Annotated in this window: 23 protein-coding genes; 18 read left to right on the top strand and 5 right to left on the bottom strand. The window is 48.4% G+C overall.

Features of this window, described 5'->3' with window-relative positions:
- Positions 1–48: 48 nt before the first annotated feature.
- Together ACE3MZ_RS21930 and ACE3MZ_RS21925 are read left to right on the top strand one after the other, a co-directional pair.
- The gene (locus tag ACE3MZ_RS21930) at positions 49–1722 is read left to right on the top strand and encodes an FAD-dependent oxidoreductase (protein WP_411344207.1); all 1674 of its coding nucleotides are present in this window, start codon (positions 49–51) and stop codon (positions 1720–1722) included.
- Positions 1723–1935: 213 nt separating this feature from the next.
- Positions 1936–2361: a MaoC family dehydratase gene (locus ACE3MZ_RS21925; protein ID WP_411344206.1), complete on the top strand. Its 426-nt coding sequence runs from the start codon at positions 1936–1938 to the stop codon at positions 2359–2361.
- Positions 2362–2544: 183 nt separating this feature from the next.
- Here the strand turns inward: ACE3MZ_RS21925 and ACE3MZ_RS21920 are convergent, their stop codons facing one another.
- Together ACE3MZ_RS21920 and ACE3MZ_RS21915 are read right to left on the bottom strand one after the other, a co-directional pair.
- The gene (locus ACE3MZ_RS21920; protein ID WP_411344205.1) at positions 2545–2727 is read right to left on the bottom strand and encodes a hypothetical protein; all 183 of its coding nucleotides are present in this window, start codon (positions 2725–2727) and stop codon (positions 2545–2547) included.
- Positions 2724–3065 (bottom strand): sigma-70 family RNA polymerase sigma factor, encoded by a 342-nt coding sequence (locus ACE3MZ_RS21915; RefSeq protein ID WP_411344204.1) that lies wholly within the window; start codon positions 3063–3065, stop codon positions 2724–2726. Before ACE3MZ_RS21915 ends, ACE3MZ_RS21920 begins: the two co-directional genes overlap by 4 nt.
- A gap of 220 nt (positions 3066–3285) precedes the next feature.
- Between ACE3MZ_RS21915 and ACE3MZ_RS21910 the strand changes: the two genes are divergently transcribed.
- The 11 genes from ACE3MZ_RS21910 to ACE3MZ_RS21860 all read left to right on the top strand — a co-directional run bounded on the left by ACE3MZ_RS21910 (position 3286) and on the right by ACE3MZ_RS21860 (position 15235).
- Positions 3286–3801, top strand: a complete 516-nt coding sequence (locus ACE3MZ_RS21910; protein WP_367063596.1) for a DUF2179 domain-containing protein — start codon at positions 3286–3288, stop codon at positions 3799–3801.
- Between the two features lie 224 nt (positions 3802–4025).
- Positions 4026–4874 (top strand): aldo/keto reductase, encoded by an 849-nt coding sequence (locus ACE3MZ_RS21905; protein WP_411344203.1) that lies wholly within the window; start codon positions 4026–4028, stop codon positions 4872–4874.
- Positions 4875–5316: 442 nt separating this feature from the next.
- Positions 5317–6513 (top strand): phosphotransferase family protein, encoded by a 1197-nt coding sequence (locus ACE3MZ_RS21900; RefSeq protein WP_411344202.1) that lies wholly within the window; start codon positions 5317–5319, stop codon positions 6511–6513.
- A 23-nt stretch (positions 6514–6536) separates the two neighbouring features.
- Positions 6537–8531, top strand: coding sequence for an ABC transporter substrate-binding protein (locus tag ACE3MZ_RS21895; RefSeq protein WP_411344201.1), 1995 nt, complete (start codon positions 6537–6539; stop codon positions 8529–8531).
- A 236-nt stretch (positions 8532–8767) separates the two neighbouring features.
- Positions 8768–9304 carry a GNAT family N-acetyltransferase gene (locus tag ACE3MZ_RS21890; protein WP_411344200.1) on the top strand — a complete coding sequence of 179 codons (537 nt, stop codon included), beginning with the start codon at positions 8768–8770 and terminating at the stop codon, positions 9302–9304.
- A 211-nt stretch (positions 9305–9515) separates the two neighbouring features.
- Complete coding sequence (locus tag ACE3MZ_RS21885) at positions 9516–10514, top strand: glycosyltransferase (RefSeq protein WP_411344199.1); 999 nt, start codon at positions 9516–9518, stop codon at positions 10512–10514.
- A gap of 48 nt (positions 10515–10562) precedes the next feature.
- Positions 10563–11369 carry a metallophosphoesterase family protein gene (locus ACE3MZ_RS21880; protein WP_411344198.1) on the top strand — a complete coding sequence of 269 codons (807 nt, stop codon included), beginning with the start codon at positions 10563–10565 and terminating at the stop codon, positions 11367–11369.
- 202 nt (positions 11370–11571) lie between these two features.
- Positions 11572–12540, top strand: coding sequence for a nucleoside hydrolase (locus ACE3MZ_RS21875; RefSeq protein ID WP_411344197.1), 969 nt, complete (start codon positions 11572–11574; stop codon positions 12538–12540).
- A gap of 161 nt (positions 12541–12701) precedes the next feature.
- Positions 12702–12962: a hypothetical protein gene (locus ACE3MZ_RS21870; protein ID WP_411344196.1), complete on the top strand. Its 261-nt coding sequence runs from the start codon at positions 12702–12704 to the stop codon at positions 12960–12962.
- On the top strand, positions 12959–13345 hold the full coding sequence (locus ACE3MZ_RS21865) for a hypothetical protein (protein ID WP_411344195.1): 387 nt from the start codon (positions 12959–12961) through the stop codon (positions 13343–13345). Before ACE3MZ_RS21870 ends, ACE3MZ_RS21865 begins: the two co-directional genes overlap by 4 nt.
- Positions 13346–13582: 237 nt before the next feature.
- Positions 13583–15235 carry a diguanylate cyclase domain-containing protein gene (locus ACE3MZ_RS21860; protein ID WP_411344194.1) on the top strand — a complete coding sequence of 551 codons (1653 nt, stop codon included), beginning with the start codon at positions 13583–13585 and terminating at the stop codon, positions 15233–15235.
- Positions 15236–15499: 264 nt separating this feature from the next.
- On the opposite strand, the gene ACE3MZ_RS21855 is transcribed toward ACE3MZ_RS21860, so the two are convergent.
- Together ACE3MZ_RS21855 and ACE3MZ_RS21850 are read right to left on the bottom strand one after the other, a co-directional pair.
- Positions 15500–15772, bottom strand: a complete 273-nt coding sequence (locus ACE3MZ_RS21855) for a YesK family protein (protein WP_411344193.1) — start codon at positions 15770–15772, stop codon at positions 15500–15502.
- A 180-nt stretch (positions 15773–15952) separates the two neighbouring features.
- Complete coding sequence (locus ACE3MZ_RS21850; RefSeq protein WP_411344192.1) at positions 15953–16255, bottom strand: hypothetical protein; 303 nt, start codon at positions 16253–16255, stop codon at positions 15953–15955.
- A gap of 419 nt (positions 16256–16674) precedes the next feature.
- Here ACE3MZ_RS21850 and ACE3MZ_RS21845 point away from each other — a divergent pair, with 419 nt between their 5' ends.
- From ACE3MZ_RS21845 to ACE3MZ_RS21830, 4 genes are all read left to right on the top strand, one after another.
- A complete protein-coding gene (locus ACE3MZ_RS21845; protein WP_411344191.1) occupies positions 16675–17910 on the top strand; it encodes an ABC transporter substrate-binding protein in 1236 nt (411 codons plus the stop codon).
- A 491-nt stretch (positions 17911–18401) separates the two neighbouring features.
- Positions 18402–19268 carry a carbohydrate ABC transporter permease gene (locus ACE3MZ_RS21840; protein ID WP_411344190.1) on the top strand — a complete coding sequence of 289 codons (867 nt, stop codon included), beginning with the start codon at positions 18402–18404 and terminating at the stop codon, positions 19266–19268.
- Positions 19268–20095, top strand: a complete 828-nt coding sequence (locus ACE3MZ_RS21835; protein WP_411344189.1) for a carbohydrate ABC transporter permease — start codon at positions 19268–19270, stop codon at positions 20093–20095. The genes ACE3MZ_RS21840 and ACE3MZ_RS21835 overlap by 1 nt, the downstream gene beginning before the upstream one ends.
- Before the next feature lie 316 nt (positions 20096–20411).
- Complete coding sequence (locus ACE3MZ_RS21830) at positions 20412–21788, top strand: amidohydrolase family protein (protein WP_411344188.1); 1377 nt, start codon at positions 20412–20414, stop codon at positions 21786–21788.
- A 289-nt stretch (positions 21789–22077) separates the two neighbouring features.
- On the opposite strand, the gene ACE3MZ_RS21825 is transcribed toward ACE3MZ_RS21830, so the two are convergent.
- Positions 22078–23445 carry a DUF2252 domain-containing protein gene (locus tag ACE3MZ_RS21825; protein ID WP_411344187.1) on the bottom strand — a complete coding sequence of 456 codons (1368 nt, stop codon included), beginning with the start codon at positions 23443–23445 and terminating at the stop codon, positions 22078–22080.
- Positions 23446–23742: 297 nt separating this feature from the next.
- On the opposite strand from ACE3MZ_RS21825, the gene ACE3MZ_RS21820 reads away from it, so the two are divergent.
- Positions 23743–24312: a hypothetical protein gene (locus ACE3MZ_RS21820; RefSeq protein WP_411344186.1), complete on the top strand. Its 570-nt coding sequence runs from the start codon at positions 23743–23745 to the stop codon at positions 24310–24312.
- Positions 24313–24474: the final 162 nt, after the last annotated feature.

The following is a 24474-nucleotide window of genomic DNA, read 5'->3' as shown; positions in this document are numbered from 1 at the left end:
CATTTCTAGCATAACTACTACATGATCAGCCGAAAGGAGTACCAAATTATGAGTCAACATCATCATTCCCATACACAGCAACCGATTTTGCAAACGACGAACCAGCCGCCAACCGGCTACCGCACATTACAGGCGGACGTTATCGTCATCGGTGCGAGTCTCGGCGGTACGCTGGGCGCACTGGCGGCTGCACGTCAGGGCTTGAAAGTTATTTTGACCGAGCCGACCGATTGGATTGGTGGACAGCTCACCTCACAGGCAGTGCCGCCAGATGAACATCGCTGGATTGAAAAAGGCATCGGCGCGCCAGGAACGTTTATCGAATTTCGGGAACGGGTGCGTGAATATTATCGTCTCAACTATCCACTGACCGAAGAAGCGCTGGAAAATCCGATCCTCAATCCTGGCAATGGCTGGGTGAGTCGACTGGCACATGAGCCGAAGATTGCGCTACAAGTGCTGGAGGATATGCTGGCGGTGTACCTCAACACTGGACGCATTGAAGTGCTATACCATACCGAACCAGTGGAAGCCGTGACGGCGCATGATGAGATTGTATCCGTAACCGTGCGTCATACCGGGGATTGCGATTCTCGCTATTCCACACTGATCGGCGCCTACTATCTCGACGGTACAGATGAAGGCGATCTGCTGGAACTTAGCGGTACAGAGTATGTGAGCGGCGCTGAATCCAAATCGCAAACGAACGAGCCGCATGCGCTGGATGAAGCGGAGCCACTGGATATGCAGTCGATCACCCATGTGGCAGCAGTGGATTATATCGAAGGTGGCGACTTTACTATCGACAAGCCAGAGCAGTACGAATACTGGAAAGCATACAAGCCTTCCTTTTCCGAGTATCCGATTCTGAGCTGGTATGCGACAGATGCCAACGATACGAGCAAGCTCAAGGAGTTCACATTGTTCCCGAATGAGCAAGGTGTCACTTCATTGTGGGATTACCGCCGCATCGTCGATCCAGCGATCTGGACGGAACAACTGAGCGCCGAAGTCAGTCTGCTCAATTGGGCGATGAACGATTATTACGCTGGTCCAGTGACAGGTGTGCCATTACAAGAACGCCTACCGAATCTGGAAAGTGCGCGTCAGCTGACGCTGTCACTCGTCTATTGGCTGCAAACCGAAGCGCCGCGTCTAGATGGGGGCAAAGGCTATCCGGGTATCCGTTTGCGCGGTGATATTCTCGGTACGGAAGATGGGCTTGCCAAATCGCCATATATCCGCGAATCACGCCGGATCAAAGGCATGTACACCATCAACGAACATGATGTGAGCAAAGAGCTACGCGGTGAACAGGGAATCAAGCGCTACGAAGATAGCGTCGGCATCGGCAGCTATTCGCTCGATCTGCATCCGACGGTGAAGACACACCGTACCTTTTACATTCCGAATTATCCGTTCGAGATTCCGCTAGGCTCACTCATTCCGGTACGTATCACAAATCTGCTGCCTGCCTGCAAAAATATTAGCATGACCCAAATTGCTGGCGGCTGCTATCGTCTACATCCAGTCGAGTGGAATATCGGTGAAGCGGCGGGGTATCTGGCGGCATATGCGATTGCCAATGAATTGACACCGCAGGAGGTGTATGCTTCCAGCGAGCATGTTAGTCGCTACCAGGAGCTGCTAACGCATCGCGGCGTACAGCTGCACTGGCCGGAAGAAGTGGAACAAGAAGTACTTCAACCGCCACAATCGTGATCGGAAGATAATCTCGAAACTATTGAAATATACGCTTCTCAATATATGTTCCTCAATATACGCACAAGCCTCCTGCATGCAGGGGGCCTTTGCTGTACAAGCAGAGATTGGTAGCGGTGTGCGCTAGAGAGTTGACGGAAATAACAGAGGACGCGCATACTTAACCGAGTTCGATTGACCTGCTACAGATCCTATACGCAAGAGGTGCGAGAGATGAAGTTGAATGAATTTTACATCGGTCAGATATTTGAGACTGGTACATTGACGATGAAAGATGACAATATCCATGCGTTTGCAACAGAATACGATCCGCAATATATGCATTTGGATGCAGAAAAAGCCAGTGCTGGACGCTTTGGCGGCATTATCGCTTCCGGTATCCAGACGCTGGCAGTGTCGTTTAAATTGTGGGTAGAAACTGGCAGCTACGGCGAAGATGTGATCGCTGGAACTGCTATGAACAACGTCAAATTCATTCGTCCAGTACGTCCCGGCGATGTGTTGCATACGGTAGTGAAGGTGCTTGATGTACAGCCGAAACGAAGAGAGACTGGTATCGTTACGGTGCTATTATCTACTTTTAATGAACGGGAAGAACAGGTCTTCGCCGCCGAATTGTCGGCGTTAGTACAAGCTTGAGTATTGACGAACATACAGTGATTGAAGCGTGAAAGAATTGTATCAAACGATGAGAACATGAACTTGATTTTTACCGGATTCATGGCGATACTGACACATGTTGCTGTTGCTGTTGCTGTTGCTGTTGCTGTTGCTGTTGCTGTTGCTGTTGCTGTTGCTGTCGGGTGGATATCGCGGACTATGTTACACAACTGGCGGCTGCTCCTTGAGCAGCTCAATCAGCTCCAGTCGCAGCGACTGCATCGCGTCTTCGGGTGCCATATGCATGTAACGACTAAGCTGGCGCATTTCCGGCTCGTAATAGTCCAGCAGTTTCAACATTGCCTGCTGTCCATCCGGTTGACGCGCTTGTTGTAGCAAGGTCATAAATTGCTCGTCTGAGAGAGGAATTGCAAGCTTTTGCGCTTCCATCGGTTCACCGCCTGTTGACTGATTTGCAGCTGGTCTGCCAGCTCCTGTTCGTTGCGACCGTCCACGTACAGACCGATCATAATCTGCTTTGCTTTTTCCCAAGGCAGGCTATGCATCCATTCCTGCATGACAATTGACTCCATTTCATCCGTTTTTACGGGAAATGGTTGGATTTGCTCATTCAAACTTACCTTTTCATGATATAATCTGGTTTTGGCGCGGTACTGCATCCGCCAAGATGCCTGCCGTAGCCGCTGCCTGTATTGTTCGCTTAACGGTTGCGTAACGGACATGATGTTCAGCTCCTTTTGCGATATTATTTCCATATAAGGGAACTTATGTTCTTATTTTACTATTAAAAGAGAACGATGACGCAGGCGGTCTATCGGTTCCACAGCTAAAAATAAGATGATTTTTGGTGGAATTGTGTTGCTCTGACGGAAGGTTTGTGCAAGCGCGGAGAATATGCGTACGCGAAGCTGAGGGGAATGCCCGGAAAGGTGTTTTGGTGACATGTTTACGATTTTGCTGTTTATTTTTGCGATTCAGATTGTGTATGTAACGGCGTATACGCTGCGCACGATTCTGACACTCAAAGGTCAGAAGTATGTGGCAGCCAGTATTGGCACCGTGGAGGTTGTCATTTATGTGCTCGGCTTGAATATGGTGCTCAGCTATCTGGATCAGATCGTCAGTCTGGTCGTCTATGCGGTCGGTTACGGCATGGGCATTCTGCTAGGGTCGTGGATTGAGGAGAAAATTGCCCTCGGCTACATTACCGTCAAGGTAATCAGCGACGCGCCGAATTATCGTCTCGCTGAAGTGCTGCGCGACAAAGGCTACGGCGTCACCGCCTGGATCGGTCACGGTCGCGATGGCGAACGCATCATGATGGAGATTCTCGCCAAACGCAAAAACCGCGAGAATTTGTATAAGAACATTTTGGAGATCGATCCAAAAGCCTTTGTCATCATGGTAGAGCCGCGCGAGTTTCACGGCGGATTCTGGACGAAGGCGATCAAGCGCTGAATTGGCAAGGATATGAGAAATATCGATGTTTTTTCGTTGTTAAACGAATAAAAATCAGCTTGTATTCACATCTTGTGCCAATCGTTCTAAACGTATATACGGATTGAACCATATCGGAAACCCATCTTGATTGTAAAAAGATGGGTTTCTTTTGCATACCTATATGTTTAAAGTGCTAGAGTAGGACATTCTAGTAATCCATTCGGATAAGGAGGAATTATCATATGCCAAGCCAAGTTCCAACCAAGAAGCTGAACGACGGACTGGACATTCCAGCGATTGGGCTGGGTACTTACTCACTTAACGGTCATCAAGGTGTAGAATCCATCAAGCAGGGGATCGACGTCGGCTATCGACTGATCGACTCGGCGTTTAACTATGAGAATGAAGGTGCGGTAGGACGTGCTGTGCGCGAAAGCTCGGTTCCGCGCGATCAGCTGCGTGTCTGCTCCAAGCTGCCCGGTCGTCACCACGCATATGACGAAGCGCTTGTAACTGTAGAAGAATCGTTGCTTCGTACAGGATTGGACTATTTTGACCTGTACATTATTCACTGGCCGAATCCGAAACAGGATCAATATGTAGAAGCATGGCAAGCGCTCATCGAAGCGCGGAAGCGTGGTTATGTTCGCTCCATCGGCGTCAGCAACTTCCTGCCGGAGCATCTGGAACGCATTATTAAGGAAACAGGCGTTGCACCAGTACTGAATCAAGTAGAGCTGCATCCGTATTTTGAACAGGCAGAGCAGCGTGCTGCCAATGACAAGCATGGCATCATTACCGAATCGTGGAGCCCGCTCGGTCGCGGACGCGGCGAAAGTGTATTGGAAGATGCCGGGATCAAAGAAATCGCTGATTCATATGGCAAGACGCCGACGCAGATCATTTTGCGCTGGCATACGCAACTCGGCGCTGTTCCGATTCCCAAAGCGGGTTCGCGTGAGCACCAGCACGAGAATCTGGATATCTTCGACTTTGAGCTAACGGACGAGCAATTGAAAACCATCTCCGCGTTCAGCAAGGATAACAAGCGTCTATGGGATCAAGATCCGGCGGAGTATGAGGAATTTTGATCTACAGGGTATGTGTACAGGCATGAGATTCATCTATAGATCTACGAAAAGGGCATCCGAATGAAGATGCCTTTTTTTGCTATGTACAATTCTTTTCGATGGAGTAGAGCATATCTGTTCGGTGTCAGGTTGTGTTTGGTGTAGCGATATTGGGGCGTGATATAGTAATACATAAGGTTAGAGTGGCAACGGAATTTTTGAACATAGCGTATTGGCATGCGAGTATGTACGACGCTACAATTGTCACGCACACGCACACGCACACGCACACGCACACGCACACGCACACGCACACGCACACGCACACGCACACGCACACGCACACGCACACGCACACGCACACGCACACGCACACGCACACGCACACGCACACGCACACGCACACGCACACGCACACGCACACGCACACGCACACGGAAAATTAGTAGGAGGTGTGAAGTATATGAAGTCGGTTGATTGGACACAACTTGTGCAGCATGACGGTCAATTGCATCCACAGCTGGCAATACATAGCGAGGTTATCTATACAGGGTTGCATGGACATTCGGTACAGCGCTTTTGGCTGGAAGATGGCAGCAGCTATATTTACAAACCACTTCCGCAGGGAGAAGATTCCTTTCGCGAAATCAGGGCGTATGTACAAGTGATGCCATTGCTGGAAAGCTTGCCCATGCCGCCCCGGTATCCGCAACTGCTCGTCTGTGCTGCTCCGGCAGAAGAACAGGCTGACGTCCATCAGTGGATAGACAATGCTGAACATGAAGCGTCCCTTACCACATCCTTTATCGTTCATCCGTTACGCTGGATCGTGATGGAGGATATCGGTGTGCTGAATCATGTTCATAGTGACAAGCAGCTATTGCAGATCGTGGAGCAGATGGTGTGCTGGCATCGGGTGGATGTGAGTCAATTGATGCCATTTCCGCAAGTCGGGCAAAAGCCGCCGTTGCCTGACATTGCCTCATCGGTCATATCACGCTGGCAGCAGGCTGAGGAGATATTGCTGCAATTGCCAGTATTGTGTGAAGTATCCTCATGGAATGCTTCTGCTACAGATGTAACCGAGGTAGACGACATCCGTCAGCAACCGGATATATGGTTACGTTGGCTGAAACAGGATATCGCTGAAACGGTACAACGCCTATCATCCCAGCGAGCTGTGCTGCTGCATGGCGATCTACATACTGGCAATTACGGCGTCAATCCACAGGAGCAGCTAATGGTGCTGGATTGGGAACATAGCCATATAGGTTCACTGTTCTGGGATGTGTATCATCTGCTGGATCTATCCCATCCGTTGTTCCCGCGTAGTATGACTCCATCGCTGCGTCATTCCTTGCTGGAACATTACTGGTTTACTGATCTAGCGCTAAATGAATCAGAGCAGCTATTTGCACCAGATCGAGAGGGAGCCGGGCTGACGAGCGAATATGTTTTCTTTGCCAAATTTGAGCAGGATTATCTGGTGTACGCCATCGTGTACTCCATCTGGATGCTGCTCTTAATTCAAAAGGATCTGCGTCAGGAGCCGCCGATCTGGCCACGAACGCAGCTACTTGCTCAGCAGACGGAGACTACAGAGCATTTGGAGCAGTGTATACATCGGTGGCTAACGATACATAAAAGCGGATATGCGTAACATACATAGGGAGGTGGACGATCATGCGGCTTGCTGAAGAGTATGTGCGGTTGAGACTGTGCTGGCAGCAACGCGGTCAGGATGAAGCGTTTCATGTCACGATGGCAGAACTGGCAGCGGCGCTGTGCTGTACTTCGCGCAATGCTCGCCTGATCACTTCTCGGTTGATGGAAGCGGGCTGGATTGTATTTGTATCCGGTCGTGGACGTGGTCATACGTCGGTATTGACCTTTTGCCGACCGTTGGCGCAGGTCGTGCTGGATGAAGCGAAGGAACGGGTACAGCATGGGGATGTACCGGGTGCGTTTGACTGGCTGCATCAGCCGGGAGTTCCGGTGGAGGTGCAGTCTGTGTTTATGGACTGGTTGGGCAGTTATTTTGGATATCAGGGTCATCAGAGGAATCAGGATTCATCGGTGTTGCTAAAAGAGACGCTGCGTTTGCCGATTTATCGTCCGATTGTGTGTCTCGATCCGGCGGATGCGGTGTTTGCATTTGATACACAATTGATATACCAAGTATACAGTCGGTTGGTGGAATACGATGTGCCGACCGATTCATTGCAGCCGGGTATCGCGCATCATTGGGAAGGCAATGCGGATGCGACGAGATGGAGCTTTTATCTGCATAAGCATGTGCGATTTCATAATGACCGATTGTTGACGGCGGATGATGTGGTTGCCAGTTTGCAGCGGCTCATGAATGGAACTTATGCGCATCGCTGGCTCATGCAAACGGTAAACGAGATTCATGCCGTCCATCCGCACAAAGTGATCATTGAACTGAATCAGCCGAATCGTCTGTTGCCGCTATTGCTCAGTCATAGCGGTGCCTCTATTGTGCCAGCGGGAATAGATGCTGCTGAAACTATTATTCTGCCGATTGGAACCGGATCATATCGGCTGAATGAACGTACGGCGGGTAGATGTGTGCTGGAACGTTTTGATTCATATTACGGGCAAGGGGCTTTGCTGGACGAGATTGAGATTCTGATCGTACCAGAGCAGGAGATGTCGGTGTCTTCTGGCTATCGTCCGGGCGTATTGACCGTGTTGACTGGAGAATTCGATACCGCCGTGTTTGACCATTTACCACGTCAGGAGACACCGACTGGTGTATCTATGCTGATGCTGAACCGCAGATATGGCATACTGGCAAAGGATGAGGCGTTGCGGCAAGCATTCTGTTATGGAGTAGATCGTCTGGCGATGATGATGGAGCTGGGGGATACGTATGGCATGCCAGCAACTGGTCTGACCGTGCACGATGGGAGTGGTACAGCCGATCATTTGCCACCAATGCAGGCGGAACAGTGGCATAAACATGCACTTCGTGCTGCTTCTTTGCAATCGGATCATACAAACAGTGGAAAGCCCCTTTTTGCTGACGATCCTTTTCCAATAGAAACTGATATACAGTACGCCATACAACAGGTACAGCAATCTGCATATGATGGTAGCGAGCTACATTTGTACACCTTTCAGCGGCATGAGCGGGCGGCGTATTGGCTGCGCGATGCTTATGCTGCAATCGGTATTCGTTTGTCTGTACAGATTGTGCCATGGTCAGAGCTGAATAGCGAATCTGTGCTAGCCAAGGCGGATTTGCTACTATTTGAAGCGGTTGTGAGTGGTGGGCTATATCGTCAGCTGGAATATATCCAGTCTAGCAATAGCTTGATTCGCCGCTTACTGCCTGACGATTCGTTGATCAGGCTACAGACATGGACTGACCGTTTGCTGTCTGAACATGATGCTCACAATGGGATGTGCGATCGTTATTATAATCAGCAACAACAGCTTGCCGATATACATGCTACGGTTTTGGATGATACCTGCTTGTTCTCTGTTAGTGATTGGCTGGATGCGGTACATGACGAGCTGCGTCAGGCGTATAGCTGTGTATTTCTGACGGAGCGAACGGCGGCGATGGTCTTCCATCCTTCGTTATGTGATGTGCAGATCAATGAACGCGGCTGGGTAGATTTTGGCAGATTGTGGTTTCGAGAAGAAGAGTAGCTGGTTGTGGAAATAGGTTGCGACGGTTGCATGCAGGAGCGAACGACCTGAGTTTCAACGACAATGTATAACAAAAGCGGAAAAGGATCGCCGTCGGTTTGCCCTTTTTCTCGTTGTTGCTGGATTTTATACTAACGATATCGTGTTACACAGAACCGACAGGCGCTGATGGCAACGAAATATGAGATACAGAGCAGGACAATGCTTGTCATTATCCTGCGTGGGGGAGAGGGCATATGACAACATCGGTTCAGATTCGCGTATTAGAGCAATTGGACAGCCACTTGGCAGCATTCACGGAGATGCTGATTACAGTCGTACATGATGGAGCATCGATTGGATTTTTGCCGCCTTTGTCGGAGCAGGAAGCGGGGCAATACTGGCAAAGCGTCCCAGCACCGGGTGTTATTTTGCTAATCGCTGAGGTGGATGGACAACTGGCGGGAACGATACAGGTACAGCTATGTGGCAAACCGAACGGGGCTCATCGCGCCGATATTGCCAAGCTGATGGTGCATCCCAAGTTTCGTCGCCGCGGCATCGCTCGTCTGCTGATGGAGCAGGCACAGCAGGCTGCGGAGCAAGCAGATCGCATATTACTTGTATTGGACACTCGGGACGGCGATCCGTCTAATCTGCTGTATCAGTCGCTTGGTTATATTCAGGCAGGGCAGATTCCATACTTCGCTATCTCGGAAACTGGCGGCTTGGATGCGACCAATCTGTATTACAAATTGCTGCAACAACCCGATCTGAAGGGATTTAAAGTGTAGTACGATACAGTGCAGTGACGGAGCAATGACAAGAGTAGGAACAGAGCAACAGAACGACCCAATAGAAATACCAACAGCCTTGTGAGATCATGTTCGTCTTATCTTACAGGGCTATTGGTGCGTTCTGATCCAGTCGGACAGTTGGCAGATGGCGGCAAACTCGATATAGTGGTAATGAATATTGCAGGCAGACGGGAGGAAGAACAGATTTATGACAAAGATCGGATTGGTTATGCGCAAAATCCAGTTTACCGAGAATCAGGGACCGCGGGTGTTCGCGGAACGGCTGAAGGCGTTGAGTGCGGAATTGGGCGTGGAAGTGGTGTTTATTTCGCCAGAGCGCCATGTGAGCGGGTACGATTGGCTGCCCGGCTATGAGCATGAGAAGGGCGATCTGGTCAACTACGATATCGTGCTGGATCAGATACATAGTCATAACATTGAACATGTGCTGTATACGGTGTCCGGGTTTACATTTTTGAAGATGTTTTTGCCTAGAAGTGTACTGTTTCCGCACAGCTTCCCCGATCCAGCGCTGACCGGATATGAGATGATGAAGCCATTTTACAGTATGGTGGATCGGGCGGTCGTACAGACTCCGTTTCTTAAACGACAAATGGCGTCGCAATTTAACGTGACGAATGTGGATGTGATTCCGATCGGCTTTAGTGAGCAACTAGCGGAAGCGCATTTTAATCCTGACGATGTTGTAGAGAATCGCATTCTATGGATCGGCAGAGATGAAGAGAATCGTCGTCCCGATCTGGTGATCGAATACGCGCGTCACAACCCGGATAAGGAAGTATATATGGTATTTGGCGGCGAACGGTACCGCGAAAGTATGAAGAAATACGATATTCCGTCCAATGTGAAGTTACAATTCGCGTTGTCTCAGGATGAGGTGTTTCAGCTGATGAATAGCTCAAAGGTATACTGGAGCTGTTCTCGCTTCGATACATTTGCCATGCCGCTGACCGAAGCGCTTGCGATGGGCAAGATCGTCGTCAAGCCAGAGCATCCGTGCTACGACCATATTAGCTCTACGCATTCCTTTGCTGGTAATGAGCGTAACTGGTTTGAGCTGGTCAATATGGCGGCTTCCTCGCCGCGCCGATATTCGCAGGACAACCGGGACTACGCGTTCAGCACCTTTGCGAGTCGAATCATGAAAGAAGGCTACCGGAATTTCTATTCAGACTGGCTGAAATAATAGTCTGTTCATGAGCAGCAAGCACAGCGCGAAATGGAGGGAAACCATATGGCAACTGAAAGGCAAATGATCGCCATCATTGCAGACATTCATGGCAATATCGCTGCACTGGATGCCGTATTGCATGATATCGATACACAGGGCATTACGGACATTTACAATCTGGGCGACAGTGTATATGGAGCGCTCTATCCACGAGAAACCGCGCAGCGCCTGATGGATCGTACGATTCTCTCCATTCGTGGCAATCAGGATCGTGAGTTGGAGAATGGCATAACAAGTGTCGCTGACGAACCAAATCAGTTCCAAAAGCGTAACGATCCGATTGCGCCGCCTAATGCCACGTTTGACTATGTGATAGAGCAACTACGTGTAGAACAGATTCAATGGTTGCTAGAATTGCCACTGGTTCGTACAACAGAACACCTGTACATGTGTCATGCTCAGCCGACAGTAGACGATGTGCCTTTGCTAGAAAAGATTGAGCCACAAGGCACGCAATGGCGTTCCGATGACGAGCTACTTCAACTGCTAAACGGGATTGAGCAGCCCATGATTCTGTGTGCTCATACCCATGTGCCAAGCATCAAATATTTGCCTGACGGACGTATGATCATCAATCCAGGCAGCATCGGCTTGCCCGCCTATCATGACGATCTGCCGTATGACCATGTGATGGAATCGCGTGTTCCACATGCACAGTACGCTGTGCTGGATTATACCGACGGACGCTGGAATGTGACGCATCGTTCTATCGTTTATGATTGGGAACGTGCAGCATTGCAGGCAGCATCTCGCGGAAGACAGGATTGGGCATATGCCCTGCGTACTGGTCTGGCACTGCGAGATGAATAATGTGTATATGCGAAAAGACAACGTAGTGTACATGACGATGGTATCCATCCTATATGCAACTAGTCATGTCACACCTTTGTATGCAATGTATCTACATGCAATTCATCTATATACAGCTTATTTATAGCACCAATCAATACGATTCCAATTAATATCATAGCTCTAAATGTACTACATCCTTATCCGAACAGGAGAGAACCTTATGACTACGCTACGCAAAGCTATTATTGATACCGATACGGCTGGTGACGATACGATCGCTATTTTGACTGCACTGCATCATTTTGACGTACAAGGCATTATGATGACTGGTGGTAACGTGCAGTTCGATCAGGAAGTAGAAAATGCACTTTATACGATCCAAGTTGCTGGCAAAGGCGGCGAACATGGACAGATTCCAGTCTACAAAGGGTGTGAGCGTCCTCTGCTGACGACATGGAATGCAGAGCATCATCGAACAGTGGAAGATGTGCATGGTAGCGATGGTATGGGCGGTTCCAACTTTCCCCCAGCGATTCAGCGTCCAGCAGATGGTCATGCTGTGGATTTTCTAATTCAAACGGTGCATCAATATCCGGGTGAGATCCATCTGCTGGCAATTGCGCCGCTGACCAATATCGCGATGGCGATCCAAAAAGACCCAACCATTGTACCAAAAATCCCTCATTTGTACGTAATGGGTGGCACGAACAATGCACTCGGCAATATTACCCCGGCGGCAGAGTACAATTTTTACGTCGATCCTGAAGCGGCGCATATCGTTCTACGCTCCGGCATCCCGACGACGATGGTCGGTTGGGAGATGTGTACTCGCCACTCCTTGATGGATGACGACGATCATGCAGAAATTCAGACACTTGGCACGTCTGGTTCGCAATTTTTTATCGATGTGAATCGCGTGGTGATGCAGTTTAACAAGCAGGTGCATCGTCTGAACGGTACAACGCATCCCGATACGCTGCTCATGGCAGTGGCGGCGAATGAAGCCGTGATGACAGAGTCGCATGAGTACTTTGTCGATGTGGAAACGAAAGGCGAATGGACGCGCGGCTATAGCGTAGTCGATATTAATGGACGGCTTGGTCAGCAGGCGAATGTACGCGTGTGCGAAGGTATTGATCGTCCACTGTTCAAGCAGATGCTGCTGGATGTGTTGAAGGATATTCAGTAATCGAAATGTGTTGTATACAAGAAGCCGAATCAGGGGATAAGACCTGATTCGGCTTCTATAAATAGGAACTGATGCTAGTAGCGAATTCGTTGTATTCATCAATTGTCACCGTTAGCATCCAACGGTACAATGAGGGTAATTCATTTGATGGAGGTGATCACATGCAATGGGAAATAGTTCGTGCCAAATATCCTCATTGTTGGGTACTAATCGAAGCGTTATCTGCTTATACTATCAATCATAAACGCAGTATTGAGGATATGTCAGTAGTTAGTGATTTTGACGATCCGCAACAAGCATGGCAAATGTATCGCAAACGCCATATAGCTGATCCGTCCAGAGAGCTATATGTGTTTTACACAGGCAATGAAAGTATCGAAGTGATCGAGCAGCCATTTACAGGTATCCGGGGGTTACAATGAATATTAACATGATAAATGGACTGCCCGTCGTTTCGTTAAAATTAACATACGGTGAAAATGTACATGTACTGGAGCGAGTGTTGTTGGATACTGGCTGCTCTACAACTATATTTGATACCGATGCTGTACAGCCGATTGGACTTTATATCGATTTTATTCAGGGTCAGTCTGTACGGATGTATGGTGTTGGTGGTCAGAGTGAATTATGCTATCAGCAGCCAGTATCTGGTCTGTATATTGACGATCTAAAACTTGAAGAATTTACAATTCAATTAGGAATTACGCGAGATACATATGGATTTGATGCTATTCTGGGAGTAGATATTTTACTGCATTACGGTATGGTGATAGATTTTAAGAATTTGAAAGTTTTGAAGCAATAATAGCAATATAGAATAAAAACAATTGTTCAATGACAGTTCATATGTGTTGTGATTACTATATGTGTACATGATTATTCAGAATTAGCACAAACATAGAAATGTAATTCTGATCACGTTCGACATATAAACCCAAAAATCTACATGTTTCAACAATCAAATCTTCACTAAACTATACCTCCTGCCGATACAGTTACTATAAGTTATACAGCAAGCATACACATAGGTGGGGGAAATGGTATGGGAGTGAAGCTGCGTACGGGTTTGATGATTACATTTATTGTGCTGTCGCTCGTCTTGTCGTTGACGCTTGGGCTAGTGCTCAATCGGTATGCGGCGCATAGTGTGAAGAATGAAATTGGGGAATCGTTGTCCAGTACGGCATATGATACGGCGGACAAGCTGGACAATTTTATGTGGACGCGTTCTGGGGAAATGGACATGCTGGCGCGGTTGCCCGTGCTGATCGACAATGTGAAGACAGAAGATATTCATGAGATGCTGGATCAGCTGCAAACTAGTTTTCCATCGTTCTCATGGATTGCTTATATGGATACAACAGGCAAAGTGCTGGCATCGACCGGGAATATTTTGCTTGGAAAAGATCTGTCGCAGCGTCCCGTCTATCAGCAGGGCATCAAGCAAAAGTTTATCGGTGACGTTCACGATGCTGTATTGCTTGCCAAATTGCTTCCGAATCCGAGTGGGGAGCCGCTGCAATTTGTCGATATCAGTCTGCCAGTCACGGACAATTCGGGACGTACGATTGGCGTACTGGCAGCGCATATGAGCTGGGAATGGGCACGCGAGATCAAGCGCTCCATGCTAACATCGCTGCGCCATGACGAGAAGGATGTCGATCTGTTCATCGTCAGTCGCAACGACCGCACGGTACTGCTTGGCCCGGACGATATGGTGGGCACATCATTACCGCTCGACAGTGTGACATTGGCGCAATCTGGTCAGTCCGGCTGGCAACTGGAGCAGTGGCCGGATGGCAAAAGCTATCTGACCGGGTACGCCTACGGTGATGGCTATATGGATTACAAAGGTCTCGGCTGGACCGTACTCGTGCGTCAGCCAGAATCTACGGCGCTGGCTTCAGTAGCGGAGTTGAACCGCTTTACAACGCTGGCAGCGATCGGCGCAGCTGTGGTGTTTGCGCTGATCGGCTGGTTTACGGCAGGCAAGATCGCCGCGCCGATTCGTCGTTTGACCAATCGCGCCAACCGCCTTGCTGCTGGTGAAGATGTAGAATTACCGGAAAAGGGCGGTTTTCAGGAGATCAATATTCTGTCACGTTCACTCAAGCGCATGGTTCGTTCGATTACGCAAAAAGACGTGGAGCTGGGGCAGATGCAGACGATGGCGCATTACGACCATCTCACTGGTTTGCCGAACCGCAACGCGCTGGAGCAGTATTTGGAGCAAACGCTGGCAACACTGGATGATACGAAGCGCCAGCTGTGCTTTCTGTATATCGATCTGGATGGATTTAAAAAGGTCAACGACACACTTGGACACCAAGCAGGTGACCATTTACTGCAAAAGGTCGCGCAGCGACTGACCGATCTGTCCCGCGAAGACGATATTACTGTGCGTTTGGGCGGTGATGAGTTTCTGGTGGTGCTGCATACGCCTTATGAGCAATCCCGTCAGCAGGGGATGGAATATGGTGCTGCCATTATCGAGCAGCTGAATCGTCCCTTCATGCTGGAATACCAGAAAGTGATGATCGGATGCAGCATCGGCGGTGCATTGTATCCAACGGATAGCGACAATCCGATTGAGATTGTACGTATGGCGGATCAGGCGCTGTACAGATCGAAGCGTGCGGGCAAGAACCGGATGACCTTTTACAATGAAGAACAGCTAGGCGCAGTTGGAGGATAAAGGTGGATGGCAGCGTTGTTCCCATAGGCTCAACGAATCGGCTACATGCCATGACCCAATGAATTCACTCCATCGTAAACTACATCGCCAATCTCTGAAGCTACTGCGGTTCACTAGAATATAACAAAAGCGCGCTTTGTACCTGCTGAACAGGACAAAACGCGCTTTTGTTATTAGGTGCAATTCTAGACACAACGTGTTTCGATGTAGCAAGACAAATACCAATCCCTCATTTATGAAGATACTGTTCATCTTGGCAGTAATTTACCGCTGCCCTGCAATTCGTTTGCCTACAACGAGCATAATAAACAGCGTTGCCAGCGCACCGAGAATGACCAGAATCGCCATGATCAAATACCCAAAACCCGCCCAACCCGGCTGGAACAGACTGAACAATAGTAGCAACGCACCAACCAGCACGCCGATCAGTCCAGGAATAAACTGAATATTGCGCGAATTCCGATTCCGCACACTCACAATAATACTGACGAGCAGCAACACAACAGCCGTCCCGCCACCGATCAACCAAGCTCCCATACGATCATCTCCTAAGCGCTTGAACCTTTCAAACGCAATGTTCAAATGAAACAGTGAAAAAACGATATCCCGCAGCGATCTCGCTTACCTCCAATATATGCAGTTTCCCGGCGCACCTGTCTCAGCAAGCCGTAGCCATGAGGTAGTAAACATACATCCACACACGATAACGCGCCTACTTTACGAACCGACACGTCCTTTAGACTGTTGATAAAAGAGCTGAAACATCAACAGCACCAACCCAATCAGCGATGTCCCGATCAATGATAGCGTAAATGCCGCCAGTCCCGTCCATGCTGCGGATTTGGCGTATACACTCAAATTTAAATAAAGGATAATCAGACTCGCTAGCAGGCTGAGCAATCCCGGTATAAACCGGAAAAATCGCGGCTGCGGCACCAGTCGCACCAGCAGCAGTCCGATTACATAAATAACCACCCCGGCGCCCAGTCCGGCATATACAAGCGGGTGAATAGGTTGCATCGTTGGCAGACTCCTCTCATTCAAAACAGACTCATTCTCATCTTACCATTCCTGACAGCAATAAAAAATGCCTGCGGTTATTACCATTTCTAGCGAACGATTATGATTCATATTACATTGCTTAAAAAGGATAAATTTTACTTTCATATCTCAGCATATTGCGCAAACTCGTCAACAGCCGAATGGGAAATTCTACCTTTCGGCAAAACAACAAAAAATGTACTGTAAACGGTTTCTTAAAACTGCTAAAAGGTTATCTTAGTGTAGGAAAACAGTATTGCTTAAAATGTGCAAAATATCGCAACAGTTCATGTGTATCTACAGAATTTGCCACTTTAAGCATATTGTAAGCGCTTTACAATAACGGTATGGTAGTAACCGACAACGCTGCATGTATCAATCTTGAAGGGGATGTGAATATGAGAAAATGGGGAAGTGCATGTCTGGCAGGTCTGCTGCTTATGCTGACACTCTCTGCCTGCACGAGCGGTAACGGCGCTAATAACGATGTAGTCCAGCTGGAGTTTTTCCAGAACAAACCGGAAGCCAAAGCCAGCTTTGACGAACTGGTTGCCAAATTCAATGAACAGCATCCGAATATCGTCGTCACACAGGTCAATCCACCGGATGCCGAAACCGTACTCAAAACCCGCGTAGTCAAAAACGATGTGCCGGACATTATCGGCTTGGGTGCAACCGATACATATTCGCTGCTCGCCCAGAGCGGCATTTTCCTCAATCTGACCGGCGATCCTTTGCTGCAAAAGGTTGAACCCAAATACGTACAAATGCTGAACGATGTGACCGGCATGCAGGAAGTGACTGGCGTCCCGTTCGCACTCAACGCGAGCGGTGTCATTTACAACAAAGACATTTTCCAAAAGCTCGGTCTGTCCGTACCGAAAACATGGGATGAGCTAATCGCCACCGCTAAAAAAGCGAAAGCAGGCGGCACGATCCCCTTCTACTTTACTTATAAGGATGATTGGCAAACGAATCTGCCATTCAACGATATGGGCGGCTCGCTCGTCGGCATCGACTTTTACAAAGAACGCCGCGAGAACCAGACGACCTTCCAGGCAGCATATCAGGAAGTCGCCAAAAAGCAGCTGGAGCTGCTGAACTACGGTCACAACGACAACTTTGGCAAAAGCTACGCCGACGGCAACCGTGCATTCGGCAACGGCGAAGCCGCCATGTACATTCAAGGCAGCTGGGCAATCTCCGAGATTCGCAAAGTCAATCCAGACATCAATCTAGGCTTCTTCCCATTGCCCGCCAGCGATGACGAGTCCCAAAACAAACTAACTGCTGGTGTCGACACCTTGCTGACCATCTCCAGCCAAACCAAGCACCCGGAAGAAGCGAAGCAATTCATCGCCTTCCTGCTGGAGCCAGCCAACAGTCAACAATACATCGACCAACAAAACCTGTTCTCCGCCGTAGACGGCGTGCAGCAAAAAGACGAAAGCGTCTCCGGTCTGCTGCCCTACTTTGAACAAGGCAAAATCGTCGATTTCGTCGACCACTACATCCCAAGCGCCGTCCAACTCAACCCAACCGTCCAAGCCTTCCTACAAAACAAAGACATCAACGGCTTCCTAAGCACCTTGGACAAAGAATGGGACAAAGTAGCCGCCCGCCGAGCCAGCTAGTCAAACTCAGAACACGCTACATTATACAGTCGTCTAGTACATCCAATATTTCAGTCCCATCACTAACGCAACATTTCAGATTACCAAAACCTATTGCACGCACTAATCCATCAATTCTACCCAATCGTTATCCAAACGATTCAGAATTAATCAATCCAAAACGCCAATTCCCAACAAATAAAATCAAAATCAAGCACTTAAATCTCTACCAGTAACAAAGGCTTTTAAATTTCTAATCTCTAATCTCTCAACCTACCACCCGCGACGCCCGCAGGGCGAGCAAGGCTACAGGAAACATGAGGCAAGATGCACGGAGCGGAGGGAAGGGAATAAGGGGTAAGGGCGACCTTGGAGCTGCGGGAATCTTCATTCCTTCCCACTCCAAAGATTCCCGCGGCTCCACCGGAGTCCCGTCCCCTTATCTCTTCCCGAAGCGCACCCTGCATCCCAGCCAAATCTGTTCCACATAGCCAGGCAGAAAGGAGTTATTTATGTCCAAACGCATCTACACTTACTATTGGATGACGATTCCCGCCGTACTGCTGTTCTTTCTTTTCCTGACCTTACCGGCAATCCAAGGCGTGTATTACTCGTTCACCAATTACAACGGCTTCGGTCAGACGTACGACTTTATCGGACTACGTAACTACATCAATCTGTTTACCGACAATGTAGTCGGTGACGCTTACTGGTTTACGATCAAATTCGCTGTCGTTGTCACCATACTGGTGAACATTTTCAGTCTGATGATCGCGCTGGGACTGAATGCGAGTATTCGCTTCCGCAACTTTTTCCGGGGGATTTATTTTTTGCCGAATATTCTCAGCGTGTTGATCGTCGGCTACATATTCAACTATCTGTTCTCAAACGTATTCACCGTCTGGGGACAATCGCTCGGCATTAACGCCCTATCCACCAACATTCTCGGTAACGAAAGTCTCGCCTGGCTTGGTGTTGTCATCGTTGCTGTCTGGCAGGGCATCGCGCTCAATACGATTCTGTACCTTGCTGGTTTGCAGACGATTCCGAGCGATGTGTACGAAGCGTCCAGTCTGGATGGAGCGGGGAAATGGCGCGAATTCTGGAGTATTACGTTTCCGCTGATCGCCCCATTTTTCACGATCAATATGGTACTTGCGATGAAGAATGCACTGATGGTGTTCGACCAGATCGTCGCATTGACGAACGGTGGACCTGGACGCGCAACGCAATCGATCTCGTTTCTGATCTATACCGGCGGGTTTGAAGGTGGAGAGTTTGCATACCAGTCGGCGAACTCGGTGATCTACTTTATTGTGATCGCAATCATCTCAATTCTGCAAATTCGCTTCCTGCAAAGAAGGGAGATGGATATGTAATGAGAGAACACTCCAAAACGAATTGGCCGATCAATATTCTGGTTGCACTCGGTACGCTGATCATCCTGTTTCCGCTGTATATGGCGGTGACCATTGCGTTAAAAGACCCGCAGCAGATGGCACAGTCGCTGTTCGGTTTGCCGACACAATGGCGGTTTGACAACTTTGCCAGTGCGATCAAGGTTACGAATTTCTTTCAAGCGTTCCGCAACAGTGTGATGGTCACTACGGCAACTGTACTGCTGACGCTGCTAACGAACTCCATGGTCGCATATGCGATTGGACGGAATATGGAGCGCAGCAAGTTTTTCAAAGGATTGTATTTCTACTTTGTCAGCGCGATGTTTATTCCGTTTCCAATCATTATGCTGCCGATTGTCAAATTGACTGCGGCGCTGCATATGACCAATCTGGTTGGGCTGACGATTTTGCATACCGTGTATGCGCTCGCCTTTAACGTGTTTGTGTATGTCGGCTATATCCGCTCGATTCCGGTTGCACTGGAAGAAGCGGCGACAGTGGATGGTGCGAGCACATGGGGCACATTTTGGCGGATCATTTTCCCATTGATGGCGCCGATCAATGCAACGGTGGGGATTCTGGTTTGTCTGTCTACGTACAATGACTTTCTGCTACCGCTCATCATCATTAGCGACCAGAATATGTATACGCTACCGCTCGTACAATACATTTTCCAAGGGCAGTTTAACACAGACTACAATTTGGCATTCGCTTCTTATCTGCTGGCGATGTTGCCGATGATCATCATCTACCTGTTTGCTCAGAAATGGATCATTAGCGGCGTCACACGCGGTTCGGTAAAATAAAAATAAACGCATTGGTACATCAATCGTATCGTACGTTGATCAAACGAATGCGATTGTTCGATTATCGTGTGAATGTATAACCACAATGTGAATGTCAGTATACATGTAACCCTGCTATCGCCGCTGCTGCGCTAGCAGGTTTTTTTACGATGAAATATGGACTTCAAAGTGGAAGTAATCCAGTCAATCCGCAAATTCGCAAGTTATAATACTAACTTTTATATTGTAACTATAATTAGTATAAGATATGATAAGAGTGTATACCTTATTTATCCATATTATCTATATTATCCAATTGATCAAGGAGGTCTTTTCCATGTACAATGAAGGTTATATGTTGAAAAATGGTACCGTGTTGACGCTGGAATCTTCACTTGGTTCGCTGAAGCGGGCAGATGTCGTGATTCGTGGCAATCGCATTGAGCAGGTTGCGCCGGATATTCAGCTGCATGCGGGCGGGTACGAAATCATTGACGCTTCCGGCATGATTATTTTGCCGGGTTTGGTTGATACGCATCGGCATGTGTGGGAGTCGCTAGTGCGCACAGCAGGAACGAACTGGTCACTGCCAGTCTATTTGCAAAATCTGTACTATGGCGGATTGGGTAGTAAGTTGCGTCCGCAGGACAGTTACATTGCCAATCTGCTCGGTTCATTGGAAGCGCTTCATTCAGGGGTGACGACATTGCTGGATTGGAGTATGCCCTATTCGCCGGAACATACCGATGCTTTGATCCGTGGTTTGCAGGAGTCCGGTATTCGGGCAGTATTTGCAATGGGAGTGAATGGTGAGACAGAATATTGGAACCGCGATAGCAAGCTTGTCATCTCGGATGATGTATACCGGGTGAAAAAGCAGTATTTTGCTTCGGATGATCAGCTGCTGACGATGGGACTGGCGATTCGTGGTCCAGAATTCAGCCATTGGGATACAACGGTGAAGGAGATCGGCATCGCGCGCGAGCTGAATGCCATTTGTTCGATGCATATTGGCTTTGGGAACTGGGGAGCACAGGATCGTTCGGTGACACGCTTATATGAAGCCGGATTGCTAGGAAGCGATCTGAATATGGTACATGGCAACAAAATGGCAACCGACGAATACAAAATGCTCGCCGATGCTGGTGCTTCGCTATCTGTCACACCAGAAGTGGAGATGATGATGGGACATGGCTATCCGGCGACAGGATTTTTCTTGGAGCAGGGTGGGATTCCATCACTTGGGGTAGATGTCGTGACATCGACCGCAGGCGATCTGTTCGCCCAGATGAAATTTGCGTTGCAGGCGGAACGGGCACGAGTGAATGAACAGATTCTAGCAGAGGGGCAAATGCCGGGCGAGCTGAATGTGCTTGCTGGACAGGCATTGGAATTTGCCACAACAGCTGGTGCACGCGCACTACGACTGGATGACCGCATCGGACGTTTGAAGCCGGGACATGCCGCCGATCTGATCATGCTGCGTACAGATGAGCTGAATCTGTTCCCGGTCATTGATCCAGTTGGCGCGGTAGTACAATTGGCCAATGCGTCCAATGTAGATACCGTATTCGTAGCAGGTCGTCCGGTCAAACGCCACGGCAAGCTAGTCGGTGTAGATATGGAGCGCATTCGCCGTCTGGCACAGGAAAGTCGCGATTATTTGGCATCCCAGTATACATTAAGCGATGCAGATCGGGTGCTGTATTCATAATATAAGAAAGTAAGATGTGAATAGCAGTGCCTCGCTCTCTGTATATAAAATAGTAACCATTCCTTTACACAGTAGAACGCAACCTATACAGCGCGTACCATTTGCCATCAACAGTTCAGTCCACGCATCAATACCAAACAACGCAAGCCCTTTGAATAGAACTGTGTGAACAGTCGGGGCTTGCGTTGTTTGGTAGATTACGAAGTTCGTTGGTATACACGAACGTAGTGGGTACCTATACAGTTGACCCTACATCATTGACTATGCAGAGCTTGAACGTTCCGCCGGATTACTGCTCAATCGATGCGGAATCAGAAGCTGCGGTCGGTGCTTGAAACGAAGATGACCAGTCGCAGAATAGCGCATAATCCTTTTCTACCTGATCGGCATAGCCGTATGCCCAGCGCGAGATATGCTGCACAAAGCCGTCCGGCTTGTCGCCCATCGCTTTGGTAATTTCGCGCTCGCTATGGTAATCCAGAATGCCGCTGCTGAGATCGGAATCGGCGCGGGCGTGCATTTTGGCGGTCAGACTGCCCATGACGGACAGGATTTTGTTCATGCAGTCGGTGTCGGTAATATGCTCCAGCTTGAGTCGCTTTTTGTAAGGAGAACGTTCGCGCACGTAGAAGTCGCGCCCATCCAGCGTCATATAGCCAAGATACGCATCCTCATGATGATGCATCGCTTGTTGTGTCGTTGTCACACGCTTGCCCTGCTGGACAAATGTCTGCCAGAACGATTCACTATATGGTAGAAAATACGCTGGAACCGGGGCGCGTACTTCCTTCACTTCCAACACCAGATCATCGTTGCCTTGCTGCGCTGTGCCGCCCTCGATCAGCACATAATAGCGATCCAACCCAATGGATGCGGTGCCAGAGCCATGCTTGATAGCGATATCCTTGATATTGTAATGATTCACATCGTCCTCACAGCATAACAGCGTCTGCTGGTACTGACTCCATGCCTGCTCCAATAACTGTTGTTCATGAGCAGATGGTACGACGAGTTCACTATTTTCCAAAAAGACACGGTCGCTTTGCATGACCGCTGTCACCTTTTCCAGAAAATGACCCTGACGGCGCTTTTCCAGCTTGCGTAATAGTTTGCGCACTGGTCCGCTAGCATGCTTCTCATCCATAACGAATTTGCCGGGATCATCCTTTTTGTGTGCAAAACGATGAATCTGCTTATAATAACAGCGGGCATAATGCTCCAGCACGTCTAGCTGCTGCGCCTGATCATATCCGAGCTGCCGGGCAACAAGTGCGATGCTGACCGACATGCGCAGCACATCGTACAGATACGAGCCTACATACCCTTCGTCAAAATCATTCACATCATACACGATATCGCCGGACTCATTGCGAAACGCACCAAAATTCTCAAAATGCAAATCCCCCTGAATCCACGTCGGTCGATCTACTGGTGTATGATACGGAAAATAATGCCGGGTCGCGTCAAAATAGAACAAATACGCGCTACCGCGAAAAAACGAAAATGCCGATTGCGACATTTTGCGATACTTTTCCGCCCGTTTGTCAGCATCCAGCTGCATCATCTTACCATCAAATTCGTCCAGCACCGAGATCAGCGTATCTCGGCGCAGTTTGTTACGCGTAACGATTACATTTTCCGTCATGCGATTGTTCATCCTGAACCGCTCCCTTCCGCAACCCTTCAGTTAGCATTAATGATAGCGTAAATGATATACCGGGAAAAGTGCAATTTTCCGCCTGATCACATGTTGACGGTGATTATACAATACGTTGTTAGCGTCTGCGAATTTGGCGCTGACAGGGATAAAAGGTATAATGTGGATATAATAAATCCTATTGCTACACGGGACTGTTGGTAAGAAGTCTAGAGAAGTAGATTGTGATGTAAGAAGGTAAAAGGGCAGATCAGCAGTACATAAACAGCAAGAACAAAAGGAACGGGAGGCATAACGATGAACTGGAAACCTTCATGGAAGATTAGTGCAAGTGTAGTAGTGCTGGGCGTATTGATGGCAGGCATGTATACGATATTGATGGTCAAATATAGTGAAATGTATCTGGCATTCAATCTTATATTTCTATGTATTTTGTATACAAGTGCAGTCATACAAGGCATTCAATGGTTTAGTCGTGGGGAGCAAGTGAGCGTACGCCAGAATATAACAAGGAGTGCTGCTTACACGCTGCTATTCAGTATTTCTTTTATTGCAGGTGGATTGTGGATGGGCGCTTCGTTTGTTGCTCTCATTCTGATCGCTGTGATTTGTATCCTGTATGGAACGATTTTTAGTCTAAAAGATTTCAAAGGGATTTTTCGTGATGGGTGGGGAACATTTCTGACCATCATGTCAGCACCTGTATTATTGATTATCTGGTTAGTTATGTTTGGCGTGAATAGCAGTGAAAGTATAAGTCGAACGATGATATACCAATATCTGTTGCTAGGTGGCGTCATTTATTGGATTTTGTTTGCAATCGCTATAAGTGGATTCAGACGGTATCTTTTGAAGCAATCTTCATAAGCACAGTTCAATACATCCCCGAAAATCAATCGTACGCAACACAGTAAGATAATTTCAGCACGAACCAAATAGAATTTGAATCGCAATCTGAATATACAATACGCTTTTTATACGAGAAACAAGCCTTTCCGTTCTTATGATCGGAGAGGCTTGTTTGATTGT

The organism is Paenibacillus sp. WLX1005, from assembly GCF_046603685.1.
GTDB lineage: Bacteria > Bacillota > Bacilli > Paenibacillales > Paenibacillaceae > Saccharibacillus.
This window is presented reverse-complemented; position numbering and strand designations above follow the sequence as displayed.

Coding starts and splice junctions, on each gene's coding strand:
- ACE3MZ_RS21930 (WP_411344207.1), top strand. CDS start 49: ATGAGTCAACATCATCATTCCCATACACAGCAACCGATTTTGCAAACG.
- ACE3MZ_RS21925 (WP_411344206.1), top strand. CDS start 1,936: ATGAAGTTGAATGAATTTTACATCGGTCAGATATTTGAGACTGGTACA.
- ACE3MZ_RS21920 (WP_411344205.1), bottom strand. CDS start 2,727: ATGACCTTGCTACAACAAGCGCGTCAACCGGATGGACAGCAGGCAATG.
- ACE3MZ_RS21915 (WP_411344204.1), bottom strand. CDS start 3,065: ATGTCCGTTACGCAACCGTTAAGCGAACAATACAGGCAGCGGCTACGG.
- ACE3MZ_RS21910 (WP_367063596.1), top strand. CDS start 3,286: ATGTTTACGATTTTGCTGTTTATTTTTGCGATTCAGATTGTGTATGTA.
- ACE3MZ_RS21905 (WP_411344203.1), top strand. CDS start 4,026: ATGCCAAGCCAAGTTCCAACCAAGAAGCTGAACGACGGACTGGACATT.
- ACE3MZ_RS21900 (WP_411344202.1), top strand. CDS start 5,317: ATGAAGTCGGTTGATTGGACACAACTTGTGCAGCATGACGGTCAATTG.
- ACE3MZ_RS21895 (WP_411344201.1), top strand. CDS start 6,537: ATGCGGCTTGCTGAAGAGTATGTGCGGTTGAGACTGTGCTGGCAGCAA.
- ACE3MZ_RS21890 (WP_411344200.1), top strand. CDS start 8,768: ATGACAACATCGGTTCAGATTCGCGTATTAGAGCAATTGGACAGCCAC.
- ACE3MZ_RS21885 (WP_411344199.1), top strand. CDS start 9,516: ATGACAAAGATCGGATTGGTTATGCGCAAAATCCAGTTTACCGAGAAT.
- ACE3MZ_RS21880 (WP_411344198.1), top strand. CDS start 10,563: ATGGCAACTGAAAGGCAAATGATCGCCATCATTGCAGACATTCATGGC.
- ACE3MZ_RS21875 (WP_411344197.1), top strand. CDS start 11,572: ATGACTACGCTACGCAAAGCTATTATTGATACCGATACGGCTGGTGAC.
- ACE3MZ_RS21870 (WP_411344196.1), top strand. CDS start 12,702: ATGCAATGGGAAATAGTTCGTGCCAAATATCCTCATTGTTGGGTACTA.
- ACE3MZ_RS21865 (WP_411344195.1), top strand. CDS start 12,959: ATGAATATTAACATGATAAATGGACTGCCCGTCGTTTCGTTAAAATTA.
- ACE3MZ_RS21860 (WP_411344194.1), top strand. CDS start 13,583: ATGGGAGTGAAGCTGCGTACGGGTTTGATGATTACATTTATTGTGCTG.
- ACE3MZ_RS21855 (WP_411344193.1), bottom strand. CDS start 15,772: ATGGGAGCTTGGTTGATCGGTGGCGGGACGGCTGTTGTGTTGCTGCTC.
- ACE3MZ_RS21850 (WP_411344192.1), bottom strand. CDS start 16,255: ATGCAACCTATTCACCCGCTTGTATATGCCGGACTGGGCGCCGGGGTG.
- ACE3MZ_RS21845 (WP_411344191.1), top strand. CDS start 16,675: ATGAGAAAATGGGGAAGTGCATGTCTGGCAGGTCTGCTGCTTATGCTG.
- ACE3MZ_RS21840 (WP_411344190.1), top strand. CDS start 18,402: ATGTCCAAACGCATCTACACTTACTATTGGATGACGATTCCCGCCGTA.
- ACE3MZ_RS21835 (WP_411344189.1), top strand. CDS start 19,268: ATGAGAGAACACTCCAAAACGAATTGGCCGATCAATATTCTGGTTGCA.
- ACE3MZ_RS21830 (WP_411344188.1), top strand. CDS start 20,412: ATGTACAATGAAGGTTATATGTTGAAAAATGGTACCGTGTTGACGCTG.
- ACE3MZ_RS21825 (WP_411344187.1), bottom strand. CDS start 23,445: ATGAACAATCGCATGACGGAAAATGTAATCGTTACGCGTAACAAACTG.
- ACE3MZ_RS21820 (WP_411344186.1), top strand. CDS start 23,743: ATGAACTGGAAACCTTCATGGAAGATTAGTGCAAGTGTAGTAGTGCTG.